15 protein-coding genes and 1 pseudogene are annotated in these 14928 nt (G+C 72.3%); 8 read left to right on the forward strand and 8 right to left on the reverse strand.

Annotated elements, in window-relative coordinates; genetic code table 11:
• The first annotated feature begins 57 nt into the window (after positions 1–57).
• Together ACZ6J5_RS33510 and ACZ6J5_RS33515 are read left to right on the forward strand one after the other, a co-directional pair.
• Positions 58–1149: a DUF8017 domain-containing protein gene (locus ACZ6J5_RS33510; RefSeq protein WP_469397701.1), complete on the forward strand. Its 1092-nt coding sequence runs from the start codon at positions 58–60 to the stop codon at positions 1147–1149.
• A complete protein-coding gene (locus tag ACZ6J5_RS33515) occupies positions 1146–2534 on the forward strand; it encodes an MFS transporter (RefSeq protein WP_469397719.1) in 1389 nt (462 codons plus the stop codon). Before ACZ6J5_RS33510 ends, ACZ6J5_RS33515 begins: the two co-directional genes overlap by 4 nt.
• Positions 2535–2566: 32 nt before the next feature.
• Here ACZ6J5_RS33515 and ACZ6J5_RS33520 read toward each other — a convergent pair whose 3' ends face one another.
• The 3 genes from ACZ6J5_RS33520 to ACZ6J5_RS33530 form a co-directional block, all read right to left on the reverse strand.
• Complete coding sequence (locus ACZ6J5_RS33520) at positions 2567–3412, reverse strand: spermidine synthase (protein WP_469397702.1); 846 nt, start codon at positions 3410–3412, stop codon at positions 2567–2569.
• Positions 3413–3488: 76 nt separating this feature from the next.
• Positions 3489–4667 (reverse strand): elongation factor Tu, encoded by a 1179-nt coding sequence (tuf, locus tag ACZ6J5_RS33525; RefSeq protein WP_469397703.1) that lies wholly within the window; start codon positions 4665–4667, stop codon positions 3489–3491.
• A 244-nt stretch (positions 4668–4911) separates the two neighbouring features.
• Entirely contained in the window at positions 4912–5637 is a 726-nt protein-coding gene (locus ACZ6J5_RS33530; RefSeq protein WP_469397704.1) for a DNA alkylation repair protein, read from the reverse strand.
• Positions 5638–5721: 84 nt separating this feature from the next.
• On the opposite strand from ACZ6J5_RS33530, the gene ACZ6J5_RS33535 reads away from it, so the two are divergent.
• On the forward strand, positions 5722–6477 hold the full coding sequence (locus tag ACZ6J5_RS33535) for a TVP38/TMEM64 family protein (protein ID WP_469397705.1): 756 nt from the start codon (positions 5722–5724) through the stop codon (positions 6475–6477).
• Positions 6478–6614: 137 nt separating this feature from the next.
• Here the strand turns inward: ACZ6J5_RS33535 and ACZ6J5_RS33540 are convergent, their stop codons facing one another.
• Positions 6615–7676 (reverse strand): endonuclease/exonuclease/phosphatase family protein, encoded by a 1062-nt coding sequence (locus ACZ6J5_RS33540; RefSeq protein WP_469397720.1) that lies wholly within the window; start codon positions 7674–7676, stop codon positions 6615–6617.
• 217 nt (positions 7677–7893) lie between these two features.
• Between ACZ6J5_RS33540 and ACZ6J5_RS33545 the strand changes: the two genes are divergently transcribed.
• Positions 7894–9498, forward strand: coding sequence for a hypothetical protein (locus ACZ6J5_RS33545; RefSeq protein WP_469397706.1), 1605 nt, complete (start codon positions 7894–7896; stop codon positions 9496–9498).
• Positions 9499–9525: 27 nt separating this feature from the next.
• Here ACZ6J5_RS33545 and ACZ6J5_RS33550 read toward each other — a convergent pair whose 3' ends face one another.
• Complete coding sequence (locus ACZ6J5_RS33550) at positions 9526–10695, reverse strand: thiolase family protein (protein WP_469397707.1); 1170 nt, start codon at positions 10693–10695, stop codon at positions 9526–9528.
• Positions 10696–10806: 111 nt separating this feature from the next.
• Between ACZ6J5_RS33550 and ACZ6J5_RS33555 the strand changes: the two genes are divergently transcribed.
• From ACZ6J5_RS33555 to ACZ6J5_RS33565, 3 genes and pseudogenes are all read left to right on the forward strand, one after another.
• Positions 10807–11268 carry a winged helix-turn-helix transcriptional regulator gene (locus ACZ6J5_RS33555; RefSeq protein ID WP_469397708.1) on the forward strand — a complete coding sequence of 154 codons (462 nt, stop codon included), beginning with the start codon at positions 10807–10809 and terminating at the stop codon, positions 11266–11268.
• Positions 11269–11370: 102 nt separating this feature from the next.
• A complete protein-coding gene (locus tag ACZ6J5_RS33560) occupies positions 11371–12243 on the forward strand; it encodes an undecaprenyl-diphosphate phosphatase (RefSeq protein ID WP_469397709.1) in 873 nt (290 codons plus the stop codon).
• 361 nt (positions 12244–12604) lie between these two features.
• Positions 12605–12751, forward strand: a pseudogene (locus ACZ6J5_RS33565) (ATP-binding protein); the annotation flags it as partial.
• A gap of 65 nt (positions 12752–12816) precedes the next feature.
• On the opposite strand, the gene ACZ6J5_RS33570 reads toward ACZ6J5_RS33565, so the two are convergent.
• Positions 12817–13266 carry a hypothetical protein gene (locus ACZ6J5_RS33570; protein WP_469397710.1) on the reverse strand — a complete coding sequence of 150 codons (450 nt, stop codon included), beginning with the start codon at positions 13264–13266 and terminating at the stop codon, positions 12817–12819.
• Positions 13267–13672: 406 nt separating this feature from the next.
• Here ACZ6J5_RS33570 and ACZ6J5_RS33575 point away from each other — a divergent pair, with 406 nt between their 5' ends.
• Positions 13673–14398: a DUF4241 domain-containing protein gene (locus ACZ6J5_RS33575; protein ID WP_469397711.1), complete on the forward strand. Its 726-nt coding sequence runs from the start codon at positions 13673–13675 to the stop codon at positions 14396–14398.
• A gap of 33 nt (positions 14399–14431) precedes the next feature.
• Here ACZ6J5_RS33575 and ACZ6J5_RS33580 read toward each other — a convergent pair whose 3' ends face one another.
• Entirely contained in the window at positions 14432–14617 is a 186-nt protein-coding gene (locus ACZ6J5_RS33580; protein WP_469397712.1) for a hypothetical protein, read from the reverse strand.
• A gap of 117 nt (positions 14618–14734) precedes the next feature.
• Positions 14735–14928 (reverse strand): integrase core domain-containing protein (locus ACZ6J5_RS33585; protein WP_469397713.1); only part of this gene is annotated, 194 nt, incomplete at its 5' end.

The following is a 14928-nucleotide window of genomic DNA, read 5'->3' on the forward strand; positions in this document are numbered from 1 at the left end:
TCCCCGCACGGGGGCGGCCGTAGCCGGGCCGGTGCCACCCCTCTATCGTTACCAGCCATGTGGCCAGGACAGCAGCCGCCCGGGGGCGAGCAGAACCCGCAGGACCAGAGTCAGAACCCGTACGCGCAGCCGGGGCAGCCCGGCTACGGGCAGCCGAACCCCTACGCGCAGCCGGGGTACCAGCAGCCCAACCCGTACCAGCAGCCGCCGGCGCAGCCCGGCTACGGCCAGCAGAACCCGCCGTACGGGCAGCCGCCGCAGCCCGGCCCGTACCAGCAGCCGACCGTGCCGCAGTACGCCGCGCCCGGCCCCGTCCCGCCCGGCGGCGGTGACGGCGGCAAGAAGAAGCAGACCACCGTCGTGGCGATCGTCGCCGCCGTGGCCGTACTGGCCGCCGCCGGAGTCGCCGGCTACCTGGTCCTCGGCAAGGACGACGGCAAGAAGGACCAGGCGGACGACCCGAAGCCGGTCAAGTCCAGCTCCGCGCCCGCCACCTCCTCGGCCCCGCCGCTCGACAACCCGCGCGACGCCGCCGACCACCAGCCCGTGATCCCCGGCTGGAAGGTCGTCTACAACCCGAAGTACGGCACCCTCTTCGACGTACCGCCCGAGTGGGAGGTGTCGAAGCCCGGCATGATCACCTTCTTCGAGGACGAGAAGAAGGGCGACGGCTCCCCCGTCGTCACCATGTCCTCGCCCGCGCACTTCAAGCGCAACTGGTGCACCTTCGACACCGACAAGAACGGCACCGAGGAGACCTGGGGCCTGAGCACCGCCGGCACCAAGGGCGGCCAGGGCGCCAAGAACACCGACGAGGCCGCCTACAACGAGGCCGGCAACTGGGTGTGGGCCGGCTATGCCCAGCACATGCCCAAGGGCACCATCAAGATCACCAAGTCGGTGCCGTACACCACCAAGTCCGGCCTCAAGGGCAGCATGTCCACCGCCACCGCCCCCGGCACCACCAAGCGCAACAAGTGCGAGTCCGACGGCAAGTCGATCGCGTTCTCCTTCAAGAACAGCAAGGGCGACTTCTCCTCCTTCGTGCTGTACGCCGCAGCCGGGGTGAAGGAGGAGCTGCCCGAGACCACGATCCAGCAGATCCTCACCACCGTCCGGCTCGCCCCGGAGCCCCCGGAGTCGTCCTGAACCGCGCGCGCGTCCCCGGCTGGGCCGGGCGGAACTACCTGCTGCTGACCGCCTCCGCGATCATCACCAACCTGGGCACCCACGGCGCCCTGATCGCGGCGGCGTTCGCCGTCATCCAGTCCGGCGGCGACGGCGGCGACGTCGGGCTCGTGGCCATGGCCCGCACCCTGCCGCTGGTGCTCTTCCTGCTCATCGGCGGGGCCGTCGCCGACCGGGTGCCCCGGCACCGGGTGATGGTCGCGGCCAACGCCCTCAACTGCGTGTCCCAGGCCGTGTTCGCCGTGCTCGTCCTCACCGGCGAGGCGCGGCTGTGGCACATGATGCTGCTGACCGCCCTGTGCGGCACCGGGCAGGCCTTCTTCAACCCGGCCGCCGAGGGGATGCTGATGTCCAGCGTCAGCGGCGAGCAGGTCAGCCGCGCCTTCGCGCTCTTCCGGATGGCGATGCACGGCGCCGGCATCGGCGGCGCCGCGCTCGGCGGCGCGCTGATCGCCGCCGTCGGCCCCGGCTGGGTGCTCGCCGTCGACGCGGTCGCCTTCGCCCTCGCGGGCGCGCTGCGCGCCTTCCTCGACGTCACGCACATCCCCGAGCGCGGGGCGGGCGGCGGGCTCCTCGCCGACCTGCGCGAGGGCTGGGACGAGTTCGCGAGCCGCCCGTGGCTCTGGGCGATCGTCGCGCAGTTCTCCATCGTGGTGGCGCTGGTCGGCGCGGCCGAGTCGGTGTACGGGCCGCTGGTCGCCCAGGACGAGCTCGGCGGGGCGCGGCCGTGGGGCCTGGCGCTCGCCGCGTTCGGGGTCGGGACGGTCTCCGGCGCACTCCTGATGATCCGCTGGAAACCGCGCCGGATGCTGCTGGTGGGGACCGTGTGCGTGTTCCCCATCGCGCTGCCGTCGGCGGCGCTCGCGGTGCCCCTGGACGTGGTCGGCCTGTCGGCGGCGATGTTCGTCAGCGGCGTGGCCATCGAGGTCTTCGGCGTCTCGTGGATGACCGCGCTGCACCAGGAGATCCCTGAGGACAAGCTGTCCCGGGTCTCCGCGTACGACTGGTTCGGCTCGACCGCGATGCTCCCGCTGTCCACCGCGCTCGCGGGCCCGGCGGAGGGCGTCTTCGGGCGGAGCAACGCGCTGTGGGGTTCGGCGGCGCTGATCGTGGTGGTCACGGCGCTGGTGCTGCTCGTACCGGACGTACGGCACCTGACCCGCCGGACGAAGCGGGTCTCCGGGTCCCCCGAGCCGGAGGCCGGGGCCGGGAGCGGAGCCGGTACCGGGGCCGGGACCGGGACCGGGGCCGGGATCGGGACCGAGGCCGGGCCGGCGCCGGGCGGCGAGGCTCCGGGCGGCGAGGCCGTACCGGCCGGGACGCCCGAGCGGCACGAGGCCGGCTGAGGCGGCGGGGACCGGGGGCGGGCCCCAGGGGCTCACCCGATCCCGAAGGCCCCTTCGGGCGGTGCGGGGGACGGGACCGCGTCCGCGTCGTGGACCAGGCGGGCGTCCCCGGTCAGGCGGGCCAGCGACTCGCCCCACTCCACGCGGGCGGGGAAGGCGTCGGCCGCCGCGCGGCGGGCCAGCCGCGCCGTGTCGACGGGCCGGTCGGAGGCGACCAGCACCGCGTTGCCGAAGCGGCGCCCGCGCAGGACGGCCGGTTCGGCGATGAGCGCGAGCTCGGGGAAGACCGCCGCGAAGGTGGCCAGCTGGGACCGGAGGAAGCCGAAGGGCGCGCCGTCGGCGAGGTTCGCCGCGTAGGTGCCGCCCGGCCGCAGCACCCGCCGGGCCTGCCGGGCGTACTCGACCGAGGTCAGATGGGCGGGCACCCGCGAGCCGCCGAACACGTCGGCGACCAGCAGGTCCGCCGAGGCGTCGGGCGCCGCCTCCAGCCACGCGCGGGCGTCCGCCCCGTGCACGGTGATCCCCGCGCCCTCGGGCAGTGGCAGGTGCTCGGCGACCAGGGCGAGCAGCCCCCGGTCGAACTCCACGACGTCCTGCCGGGAGCCGGGCCGGGTCACGGCCACGTACCGGGGCAGGGTGAGCGCCCCGCCGCCGAGGTGCAGCACGTCGAGCGGGGCGCCCTCCTCGGCGGCGTGGTCGGCGACGTGGGCGAGCCGCTGCGCGTACTCGAACTCCAGGTGGGCCGGATCGTCGAGGTCGACGTACGACTGCGGCGCCCCGTCGACCGTGAGCAGCCAGCCCCGCTCGGTGTCCACGTCGGGCATGAGCCGCGCGAGGCCCTGATCGACCTCGCGCACCACGGGAATCTGCTCGTTCACGCCCTCATTGTGCACGCGGGGGCCGGATCACCCCGACCCGGCCCGACCCGGCCCCCGCGTCCTCACGTCACTTCCGTCACAGCACCTCCGTCACCGTCCCCGCGCCGACCGTCCGGCCGCCCTCGCGGATCGCGAAGCCGAGGCCGGGCTCCAGGGGCGTGTCCCGGCCGAGCTCGACGGTCATCGTGACCGTCTCCCCGGGGCGGGCCTCGGGACGGTCGCCGAGGTCGACGGCGCCGACGACGTCGGCCGTGCGCAGATAGAACTGCGGGCGGTAGCCGCTCGTCAGCGGGGTGCTGCGACCGCCCTCGCGGGCGGACAGCACGTACACCCGGGCGGTGAAGCGGCGGCGCGGCTCCACGCTGCCGGGCGCCGCCACGACGTGACCGCGTCGGACGCCGCCGCGCGGCACCCCGCGCAGCAGCAGCGCCACGTTGTCGCCCGCCTGCGCCGAGTCCATCGGCTTGCCGAAGGTCTCGACGCCGGTCACGACGGTGTCGAGACCGGTGCCCGGCACCTGCACCCGGTCGCCGACCCGTACGGTGCCGCGCTCGACGGCTCCGGTGACGACCGTGCCTCGGCCGGTGATGGTGAGCACGTTCTCGACCGGCAGCAGGAACGGCGCGTCCACGTACCGCTCCGGCACCGGCACGTACGTGTCGACCGCGTCCATCAGCGCCTCGACGGAGGCGGTCCAGCGCGGGTCGCCCTCCAGCGCCCGCAGCCCGGAGACCCGCACCACGGGTACGGAGTCGCCGCCGTAGCCGTGCGCGGTGAGCAGTTCGCGGACCTCCAGCTCGACCAGGTCGGCCAGCTCGTCGTCCGCGCCGTCCGCCTTGTTGAGCGCGACGACGATGTGGTCGACGCCGACCTGGCGGGCGAGCAGCACGTGCTCGGCGGTCTGCGGCATGATCCCGTCGAGCGCGGAGACGACGAGGATCGCCCCGTCGAGCTGGGCGGCGCCGGTGACCATGTTCTTGATGTAGTCGGCGTGACCAGGCATGTCGACGTGGGCGTAGTGGCGGGTCTCGGTCTCGTACTCGACGTGCGTGACGTTGATCGTGATGCCGCGGCGCGCCTCCTCGGGCGCGCGGTCGATCCGGTCGAAGGGGACGTACGCGGTGGCGCCGCCGGAGGTCCGCTCGCTGAGGACCTTGGTGAGCGCGGCGGTGAGGGTGGTCTTGCCGTGGTCGACGTGGCCCATGGTGCCGATGTTGAGGTGCGGCTTGGTGCGCGTGTACGCCTGCTTGGGCATGGCTGAATCGCTCGTTTCGGTGCTCGAAGCGTGTGCGGGGACCCCGGGGCCGGACCGACCCTCCCCCTGTGGGGTCCGCCGGACGGTCCGGGGAGGGTCAGCTTCGGTAGCAGCCGGGCGTCGCCACGAGCACGGCAGCCTTCGGCGCGTCCGCGACTGCGGACGGCACTGCGGGGAAGGCGTACCGGGACATGCCCCGATCATGACGGCCCGAGATCTCCGGGTCGACCGAATTTCGCCTTGCTCAGAGGTTCTTGAGGGCTTCGCGCACGGAGAGCGGGGAGAGCCGGGAGGTGTGCTGGGCGACGAAGGCGCGCACCTCGGCGGGGTCGGTCTTGGCGTACTCGCGCAGGCTCCAGCCGATCGCCTTGCGGATGAAGAAGTCGGGGTGTCCGGAGCGGAGCAGGCAGTAGGAGAAGAGGCGCTCGGTGTCGGTCGCCTCCTTGAAGCGGAGCTGGTGCAGGATCGCGGTGCGCGCCACCCACAGGTCCTCGTCTGCGATCCACTCGTCCATCCGCTCCGCGAGCGCGGGGTCGGCGGCGACGAGCGGCCCGACGACGTGGGCGGCGAGGTGGTCGACGGTGTCCCACCAGGAGACGGTGGTGACGAGCGCGCGGGCGACCGGCAGGAAGCCGGAGGAGCAGCGCGTCACGTGGCGGCGCAGGTAGTCGACGGCGAAGTAGTGGTACTCCCGCTCCGGCAGCGCGAAGCAGCGCAGCGCGACGGCGGCGCAGTCGGCCTCGCCGGGCGCGGGCGTGCCCGCCAGCACGGTGCGGGAGAGGGCGCGGCGCTCGGGCGTGCGCAGCCCGAGGAAGGGGGCGACGCCCTTCATGTACGCGATCATCTCCTGCGCCCGGAAGGGGTCGCCGCCCGTGGGGTAGATCTCCGTGAGCCGGCCCAGGAGGGTGTCGGCGAGGGCGCTGTCGGGGGCTGCGCCGACGGGGACGGCGGGGGACGCGTCGGAGGTCACCGCCTCACTGTACGGCTCGCGTTCCCGTCCCGCGCATGACGCTCGTTACGGCGATCACACCCGGGTTTCGGTTACTCTCCCCGGATGTTCGAGCCCGTGTCCGTCCGCCGCTCCAGGGTCCTCTTCGCGCCCAAGGCCCGGCTGGCGTATCTCGCCGTGATCCTGCTGGCCGCGGGGTCGTCGGTGCTGCTCTTCGAGCCGCAGCGGCTGCTGTCGGCGGGCTGGCCGCCCCAGCTGAGCGGCGCGGGCGCGGTCGTGGTCTTCGCCGTGGCGTACGGGGTGTGTACGGCCGCGCTGGTGCCGCGCCCGCTGCTGAACCTGGCGGCCGGGGCGCTCTTCGGCGCCCCCGCCGGCTTCGCGGCGGCGCTGGCCGGCACGGTCCTGGGCGCGGGCCTCTCCTTCGCGCTGGGCCGGATCCTGGGCCAGGAGGCGCTGCGCCCCTATCTGCGCGGGCGCTGGCTGCTGGCGGCGGACGGGCAGCTCAGCCGGCACGGCTTCCGCTCGATGCTGGCGATCCGGCTCTTCCCCGGGATGCCGTTCGTGGTGGCCAACTACGGTGCCGCGATCTCCCGGATGGGGTACGTGCCGTTCCTGCTCGCGACGGCGATCGGCTCGGTCCCGAACACGGCCGCCTACGTGATCGCGGGCAGCGAGGCCACCTCGCCGACCTCGCCCGCCTTCCTCATCTCCTCGGCCTTCATCGTGCTGTCGGTGCTCGCCGCCGGGGTGGTCGGCTGGCGCAAGCGGCACCGGCTGCGCGGCGCCGGGGAGGCGCCGTCGAAGGCCCCGGCGGAGGCGTCGGCGGAGCCGGAGCGCCCGGTGGAGTCGGTCCCGGCCTGATCGGCGGCCGATGCCGGTGTCGGTACCTGCGCCCTGCGCCTGCGCCTGTGCCTGTGCCTGTGCCTGTGCCTGTGCCAGCGTCGGTACCTGTGCCGCTGTCGGTACCTGTGCCGGCACCGGTGTCGGTGCCGGTCCGATCAGCCGGTGGTGACCGTCGCCGTGCCGACCACGGGAAGGTGGTCGGAGAGGGCGGCCAGCGCCGGATCGGTCAGCACCTCGCAGGACCCGAACGAACTCTTGGTGAACAGGTAGTCGTACTTCCTATCGGTCCGCTGGTCCGGGACCGTGTCGTCCCACATGGTGCCCGAGCCCTTGCGCGCGGCGCCGCTCGCGCCCTGCTCGCACTCGCGGTACTTCGCGTAGAGCGGGGCGAGGACCGTGCTGTCCTCGGGGCTCTTGGTGTCGTCCGGCGGGCGGCTGTTGAAGTCGCCGCCGAAGACGGTGTCGTGGCCGTCGCCGACGAGCTCGCCGAACCGCCGCACCTGCTCGGCGCGGTACGAGAAGCCGGCCCGGGGGTCGCGGTCCTCGCCCTTCGGGGTGAGGTGACCGGTGCACAGGCGGACCGGGGTGCCGCTCGTGCGGCGCACGCAGAGCGCCTTCACGAAGAGGCCGGGCTTGGGCGAGTGGAACTCGTACTCCTCGCGCTCGCCGAAGGTGCCCTTCACCGCGACGGCGATCCCCTGAACGCCGATCAGGTCCTTCCCCCGGCAGCGGAAGTCGGAGGTGGCCTGGGCGGCGGGGTACCGGGGCGGGTACTCGGAGGTGGCGCTCGGGGCGACCGGGACCGAGGTGCCGAAGCGGCTCTCGGCGGGGCGCGTGTACGGCAGGAAGGCGACGCTCCAGCCGGGCAGCTTCTCGCCGAGCAGCCTGACCAGGCTCTTCTCGGCGGTCTTGCCGGGGTCGTGGGCCTTGTCGTTCTCGGCGTCGTTGCCGCAGACCTCCTGGAGGAAGACCGCGTCGGCGCCCTTGGCCGTCGCCAGGCCCGCGATCCGGGTCGCCTGGGTGTCCGGCTGGTTCTGCGCCCGGCAGCCGCCGCTCTCGCCGCAGACGTTCCAGCTCATCACCTTCACGGTGCTGGTGGTGGCGGCCACGCTCTGCTCGCGCGGCGCCGGGCCGGCGGAGTCCCGCACGACCGCTCCCGTGTACACCAGCCCGGCCACGGCCGCCACGGCCAGCGCGGAACCGATTCCCCGACGCATCACGTTTCTCTCCCCGTCCCCCGATGATCATCCGGAGTATAGGCTGCCGGGCGAACACGTGATCGAAGGGGGAATCGTGGCGGGAGTGGCGGGACCGACGGGACCGACCGGACCGAGCGAACTGACGGGACTGACGGGACTGACGGGACTGACGGGACTGACAGGGCTGACCGGATCGACGGGACTGGCGAGAGTCGGACGCCGGGAGCGGTGGGCGATGGCGCTGCTGATGACGGTCGCGCTGACGGCGGCGGTGATGCCGGAGTCCGCCGGCGCGGCGGTCACCCAGCGGACGCGCGCCGCCGACCTGAACGGGGACGGCGCCGCCGATGTCGTGGTCGCCTCGTCGGCCCGCCTGACCCGCTGGTCCGACAGCGCCGTGGGCGCCGCCGACCTGGGCGGTTCCGTCTACCTGCTGCCCGGCGGCCCGAGCGGGTCCCGCCCCGCGGGCGCGCTGGTCGGCCAGGACAGCCCGGCCACCGTGCCCGGCGGCTCCGAGCTCGGCGACACCTTCGGGCAGTCGGTGGCCACCGGCGACTTCGACGGCGACGGCAAGGCCGACGTGGCCTTCGGCAACCCCCACGAGGCGATCGGCACCGTCCCCGACACCGGGGCGGTGACCGTCCAGTACGGCCAGAGCACGGCCCCTTACCTGGGCGCGGGGCCGGGCGGACTCACCTGGATCGACCAGAACGCCGCGGGCATCCCCGGCGACAACGAACCCGAGGACCGCTTCGGCACCAGCCTGATCACCGGCTACTTCAACGGCGACACCTACGCCGACCTGGCGATCGGCGCCCCGGGCGAGGCCGTCGGCACCGCCTTCGAGGCGGGCCGCGTGACCGTCCTGTACGGCGGGCCCACCGGCCTCACCGCGACCGGGGCGCAGTCCTTCGACGGGTCGGTGGCCGGCGCGGCCGAGCCCTTCGACCACTTCGGCGCCTCGCTCGCGGCGGCCGACCTCCGGGGCGACGGCACCCAGGACCTGGCCGTGCTCGCCTCCGGCGAGGCCATCGGCGGGGTGGATGCCGCCTGGGGCGCCGCCATCGTCCTGACCGGCACCGCCGGCGGACTCGACGCCGCTTCCCCCGCGGTGGTCAATGTGCAGGCCACCGGCACCTCCGGCCACCTGCGCACGCTGGTCGCCGGCCGCTTCCACGACTCGGCCTACGCCGACCTGGCCCTCTTCGCCGACCAGCGCCGAGGGGCCGCGCCCGGCTCGGGCACGGTCGTCGTCGCGCCCGGCGGCTCGGCCGGCGTCGGCACCGCCCCGGTCGTCACCCTCCCCAACCCGGCGGCCACCGCGGGCGCCTGGTGGGGCGGGGCCCTGTCGGCCGGCGACGTCGACGGCGACGGCCGCGACGAGCTCGCGGTCGGCGCCCTGCGGGGCGCGGGCGGCAAGGGCGGCGTGACGCTCTTCCTCGGCGACCCGGCGGGCCCGACCGCCCGTCCCTCCCTCACCCTCACCGAGGACACGGCTCCGCTCGCGGCGACCGCCAAGCCGGGCGAGGGCTTCGGCTACGCCGTCTCGCTCCAGGACCACACCGGCGACGGCCGCGCCGAGCTGCTGGTCAGCGCCCCCTGGGAGGACGCCGTCGCCCCGGTGGCCCGGATCTCCACCACCGGTTCGGTGCTCTTCGAACTCGGCCTGACCGTCCCGGCCACCGGCCCCGCCGCCGTCACCTCGGTCCTCACCACCCGGGGCTCGGCCCCCTCGGCCTTCGGTCCGGGCGGCGTGGGCCTGGCGGGCGGGGTCACCGCCCTGACGGAGAACGGCATCGAGCCCTCGCCGTGGCTGGACCGGCTGCCGCCGTTCGCGTAGCGGGCCCTCACCCCGGCCGGCCGGGCCTCACAGCGCCTCGACGATCATCGCGTTGGCGAGGCCGCCCGCCTCGCACATCGCCTGGAGCCCGTACCGCCCGCCCCGGGCCCGCAGGGCGTGCACCAGGGTGGCGGTGAGGCGGGTGCCGCTCGCGCCGAGGGGGTGGCCCAGCGCGATGGCCCCGCCGTGGACGTTGACCCTGGCCGGGTCGGCGCCGGTCGCGCGCTGCCAGGCAAGGACCACGGCGGCGAAGGCCTCGTTGATCTCGAAGAGGTCGATGTCGCCGAGGCCGAGCCCCGCGCGGCGCAGCACCTTCTCGGTGGCCGGGATGACGCCGGTCAGCATGAGCAGCGGGTCGGAGCCGGTGACGGCGAAGGAGTGCGGCCGGGCGAGCGGGCGCAGTCCGAGGCGCCGCGCGGTGGCCGCCTCCATGACGAGGACGGCGGAGGCGCCGTCGTTGACCGGGCTGCTGTTCCCGGCGGTGACGGACCAGTCGATCCGGGGGAAGCGGGCGGCGAAGCCCGGGTCCTCGAAGGCGGGGCGCAGACCGGCCAGGACCTCGGGGGTGGTGGCCGGGCGCACGGACTCGTCGCGGCGCACGTCCCCGTACGGCACGACCTCGGCGTCGAAGAGTCCGGCGGCCCAGCTCCGCGCGGCCTTGGCGTGCGAGGCGGCGGCGAACTCGTCCATGGCGGCACGCGAAAGGCCGTACTCGGCGGCGATGAGCTCCGCGCTGATGCCCTGGGGCACCAGGCCCTCGGGGTAGCGGGCGGCGACGCCGGGGCCGAAGGGGTCGGCGCCGGGCGGCACGTTCGACCACATGGGGACCCGGCTCATCGACTCGACCCCGCAGGCGACGGCGATGTCGTAGGCGCCGGAGAGCACGCCCTGGGCGGCGAAGTGGACGGCCTGCTGGGAGGAACCGCACTGCCGGTCGACGGTCGTGGCGGGCACGGACTCGGGGAGTCCGGCGCCCAGCCAGGCGTACCGGGTGGTGTTCATGGCCTGCTCGCCGACCTGGTCGACGGTGCCGCCGATGACGTCGTCGACGAGGGCGGGGTCGATGCCCGCGCGGTCGACGAGGGCGCGCAGGGTGTGGGACAGCAGGGCGACGGGGTGGACGCCGGCGAGGGCGCCACCGGGCTTGCCCTTCCCGATCGGCGTTCGGACGGCTTCGACGATGACGGCGTCGCGCATGACTCGGCTCCGGGTTAGTGAGTAGGAAATCTGGACCTACACCTGCCGGTAACATAACCCCGTCAGTTCGATTTTCAAACCCACCCCTCCCGACTGCCTTACCCTTGCCCCATGAAGGCCGCTCCCCGCCCCTGCTCGATCGCCGACACCCTCGCGCTCGTCGGCGAGAAGTACGCCCTCCTCGTCCTGCGCGAGGTCTCGCTCGGCGTCCGGCGCTTCGACCGGATCGCGCGCAACACGGGCGCACCCCGCGACATCCTCACCGCCCGCCTCAAGCGGCTGGTCGAGGCCGGGATCCTGGAGAAGGTCGAGTACAGCGAGCGCCCCCGGCGCTACGAATACCGGGCGACCCCGGCGGGCGAGGAGCTCCAGCCGGTGCTGGTGACCCTGATGGACTGGGGCGACCGGCACCTCAACACGGAGCGGCGCCCGACGCTCCTGGAGCACCGCTGCGGCGAGGTGCTGAGCCCGCGCGTGATCTGCGCGAGCTGCGGCGGCGAGGCGGACACCGCGAGCCTCAAGCCCCTCGTCCAGGCCCCGGGCTGGACGGCCGCGGGCCCCGTGGACGACTGAACGGTCCCCGGCGCGCCCTGCGAACGGGCCCGTCACCTTGGGGCTGTAGGGTGCGCAGCGACCTTCTGACCGCACACGTACATACGGGACGGCCCTGGCCCCATGAGTTGGTTCGAATCATTCATCCTCGGACTCGTCCAGGGGCTGACGGAGTTCCTTCCCATCTCCTCCAGCGCGCACCTGCGGCTCACCGCCGCGTTCGCCGGCTGGGAGGACCCCGGGGCGGCGTTCACGGCGATCACGCAGATCGGCACCGAGACCGCCGTCCTCATCTACTTCCGCAAGGACATCGCGCGGATCGTCTCGGCCTGGTTCCGCTCGCTCTTCGACAAGTCGATGCGCTCCGACCACGACGCCCAGATGGGCTGGCTGGTCATCGTCGGTTCGCTGCCGATCGGCATCCTCGGCATCACGCTCAAGGACCAGATCGAGGGCCCCTTCCGCGACCTGCGGCTGATCGCCACCACCCTGATCGTGATGGGCATCGTGCTCGGCATCGCCGACCGGCTCGCCGCCCGCGACGAGATCGGCGGGCGCCACCGGGCCATCCGCGAGCGCAAGTCGCTCAAGGAGCTCGGCGTGCGCGACGGCCTGATCTTCGGCTTCTGCCAGGCGATGGCCCTGATCCCGGGCGTCTCCCGCTCCGGCGCCACCATCTCCGGCGGCCTGTTCATGGGCTACACCCGCGAGGCCGCCGCCCGTTACTCGTTCCTGCTGGCCATCCCGGCGGTCCTCGCCTCCGGCGTCTTCGAACTGAAGGACGCGGGCGAGGGGCACGTCTCCTGGGGGCCGACGATCTTCGCCACGGTCATCGCCTTCGGCGTCGGCTACGCGGTGATCGCCTGGTTCATGAAGTTCATCACCACGAAGTCCTTCATGCCCTTCGTGATCTACCGGATCCTGCTCGGCATCCTGCTGTTCGCGCTGGTGGGAGCCGGTGCGCTGAGCCCGCACGCGGGCGAGTCCGGGGGCTGAACCGGAGCCGTTCAGGTAGCGCTATCCAGCATTTCCTCGCGCCTGATCGCAGCACCACGCCATGATCATCTCCCACTCATCTCCCACTCATCTCCCACCGGGGAGGCGGGATACACCCCCCTAGGGCGTGTGCGTCCGCAAAGCAGGGGGATGACGCAGAAGGGCCCGTACAGCTAAGAGGGGCTGACGCCGTTGGCGAATCCGGGCCCTGTACATGACGTCGGCCTTCATGACCTGGTTGTGGTCGTGAAGGCCGACGTTGCTTTTCGGGGAGGGCGTCGGCGACGTTGCGCTTGAAGGAGCCGGTCGAGCATCGCGGCGGCAATGGTCGCGTCGCCGAAAGCGCCTGCCCAATCATCTGGGCTGGACCGAGACCTTCACCGACCCCCGCCTCTGCGCGGCCATCGTCGACCGTCTCACCTTCGGCGGCAACATCATCGAAACCGGGACCGACTCCTACCGGCTCGCCACCACCCGAGCACGCGCTGAACAGCAGAGCATCAGCTGACGACACATTCCGATCCCATCCTCGGCGCGGTGGACGCTCGCCGGCACAGAAGCCCGGGCCTGTTGTCAGGCGGGACGGCAGGCCTCGCAGAGATGGTTGTCGATCGCAGCCACCAAGCTCTGAGCCGCTGCCTGCACGGCGACATCCCTGTCACCAGCCAGCCTGTCCGCCAGGCTCCTACCATCGAGCACTGCTCGGTGAGCGGCGTACTGAACGTCGAGCCGTGGAGGATTCGCCTGTTCGAGGATCGTCCGTAGCAGCTGGATCACATCGGCCCGGCTTGGGACGGAGTCAGTCACCGCGAGATCCCACAGGAACGGAACTGCCTCGGCAGTCGCGTCGAAGACAGACAGCTCTCCGAGCCACAGCCCAAGATCACTCAACGCTGAAGCGCTGGTCACCGCGTCGCCCCACGCCACCCGTGACAACCGGCCCGAGACCTCTTCCGCTGATCCATACGCGTGCGTCAGCTCGTGCCACCGAACGCGGCTCACGCCTTTGAGTATCGTCCCCACCGAGCACCCCAGTCCTAGTCCCTGCCTGCGACGCCGAGCGCCCCCATTTCACCTCACGGAACACATCGACCGCGAGCCTGGCCCCCGAAACACTGACCCGGGCGTTCCCGGAACTCGGTTCTGGCACAGATCTTGGGGAGCGATCACGAACCGTGACGGTTGCGTTCGATTGCAGGGCCCTCGCCAGCTCGGAATATGTGGCTCGCGATGGGGAAATTTGAATGGCCTCCGAGTTGCTCATCCCGGCTCCCCAGGCCTATCACCACGCTGTCCCGTTGCTCTAGCCGCGCAGCAGGTCGATCGGGCGGGCAGCTTGCGCTCGCGAGCGATAGGCGGAGTGCCGATGTCACTGGGCTCGCGTACGTTTCGGTTGACCGCCCGGCCGGGCGGCGAGGAGGGGTGAGACATGAAGTGGGTCGGAGACGCGCGGCTGGCGGCCGGGCCTGAGGCCACCTGGTACCTGGAGACGGCTTTCACGCCTGGGGCCCACCTGGGGACGGTGTACGACGATCCGACAACGCCCATCGTTGTGACGGGCATCGAGGAAGTGACCACTATTCGCGTACCTAGTGGCCGTCTTGTCGTCGATGCGCCGTGGCACGACGACCAGGTCTGGGAGTATCAGAAGGGGCTGCCCACCAGGCCCCCGCGGGAGCTGGCGGTACGCATTCCCCCGGGCGTCTACCGGGTAGAGATCGCGTGGACGGCGGGCCCGTACGGGTTCATGGGCGAGCACGTCGACGGCGTTGAGTGCGCCGCGACGCGCCTGCGCATCAGCGACGGCCCTATCGTCGGATGGGAGATGGGCCTGAGTGTCGAAGACGATGTGGACCGGCTTCAGCCAGGTGAGGAGCCCCGCTTCTTCTCCGATGCCAATGTCGGCTGCTTCGCCGACGCAGGTGCGTGGACGATCTTGTCCGCGCCATTTCGCAACTGTGTGGATGGCCATTGGGAGCCGCGTGACAGCGGACAGCTGCCGGACGGGTGCGAGCGGATCAGCGACGAGTCGCAACAAGCTGATCTCGTCACGTTCACGGCGCAGTCGGGTGGTGTCGTCTGGTTGGGGCGGAACAAGAACGGCGATGTGGCCACGATTGTCGTCACCAGCGGCATGACCGGCGCCAAAGCGTGACGTAGCTACTTACTCTCCCTGTTCTGCAAGGCGTTACTGCAGCAGGATCATCTTGCGGAGCAGTTCGAATCCGGCTCGGCCGTAGAGCTGGCGCTTGATCTTCTTGATGCGGTTCACGGCGCCCTCGATGCTGCCGGAACTCCAGTCCAGGGTGAGCCCGGCCGTCACGGCTTCGAGGTCCTGGAGCAGGTGAAGGGCGAAGCCGGTGAGCCCGGGCAACTGGCTGCCATCGACTGCGTCGATCCAGGCAGGGGAGCGTGCTACCGAGACGGCCGCTGAGTATCTCGCCACAATCCCGGACGTGCCCGACGGCCGTGTCCAGTTCGGGGCAGCGGGCTAGGTGTATTGACCCGGAGGGTTGTTGACACGGCTGATGGGCGGGTGTCCGTTGAGAGCAGTGTGGCTGCGGTGGTGGTTGTAGGTGTGGAGGAAGTCTGCCAGGGCTTGGGTCCGCTCGGTGTTTGAGGTGTAGGGCCGGATGTAGGCCCATTCGTCGAGCAGGGTGCGGTTGAAGCGTTCGACCTTGCCGT

Source organism: Streptomyces sp. NPDC042100 (assembly GCF_055582325.1).

Excerpts from the sequence above, each read along its gene's own strand:
- ACZ6J5_RS33510 (WP_469397701.1), top strand. The coding sequence starts at position 58 with ATGTGGCCAGGACAGCAGCCGCCCGGGGGCGAGCAGAACCCGCAGGAC.
- tuf (WP_469397703.1), bottom strand. The coding sequence starts at position 4,667 with ATGCCCAAGCAGGCGTACACGCGCACCAAGCCGCACCTCAACATCGGC.
- ACZ6J5_RS33535 (WP_469397705.1), top strand. The coding sequence starts at position 5,722 with ATGTTCGAGCCCGTGTCCGTCCGCCGCTCCAGGGTCCTCTTCGCGCCC.
- ACZ6J5_RS33540 (WP_469397720.1), bottom strand. The coding sequence starts at position 7,676 with ATGCGTCGGGGAATCGGTTCCGCGCTGGCCGTGGCGGCCGTGGCCGGG.
- ACZ6J5_RS33545 (WP_469397706.1), top strand. The coding sequence starts at position 7,894 with ATGGCGCTGCTGATGACGGTCGCGCTGACGGCGGCGGTGATGCCGGAG.
- ACZ6J5_RS33550 (WP_469397707.1), bottom strand. The coding sequence starts at position 10,695 with ATGCGCGACGCCGTCATCGTCGAAGCCGTCCGAACGCCGATCGGGAAG.
- ACZ6J5_RS33555 (WP_469397708.1), top strand. The coding sequence starts at position 10,807 with ATGAAGGCCGCTCCCCGCCCCTGCTCGATCGCCGACACCCTCGCGCTC.
- ACZ6J5_RS33560 (WP_469397709.1), top strand. The coding sequence starts at position 11,371 with ATGAGTTGGTTCGAATCATTCATCCTCGGACTCGTCCAGGGGCTGACG.
- ACZ6J5_RS33575 (WP_469397711.1), top strand. The coding sequence starts at position 13,673 with ATGAAGTGGGTCGGAGACGCGCGGCTGGCGGCCGGGCCTGAGGCCACC.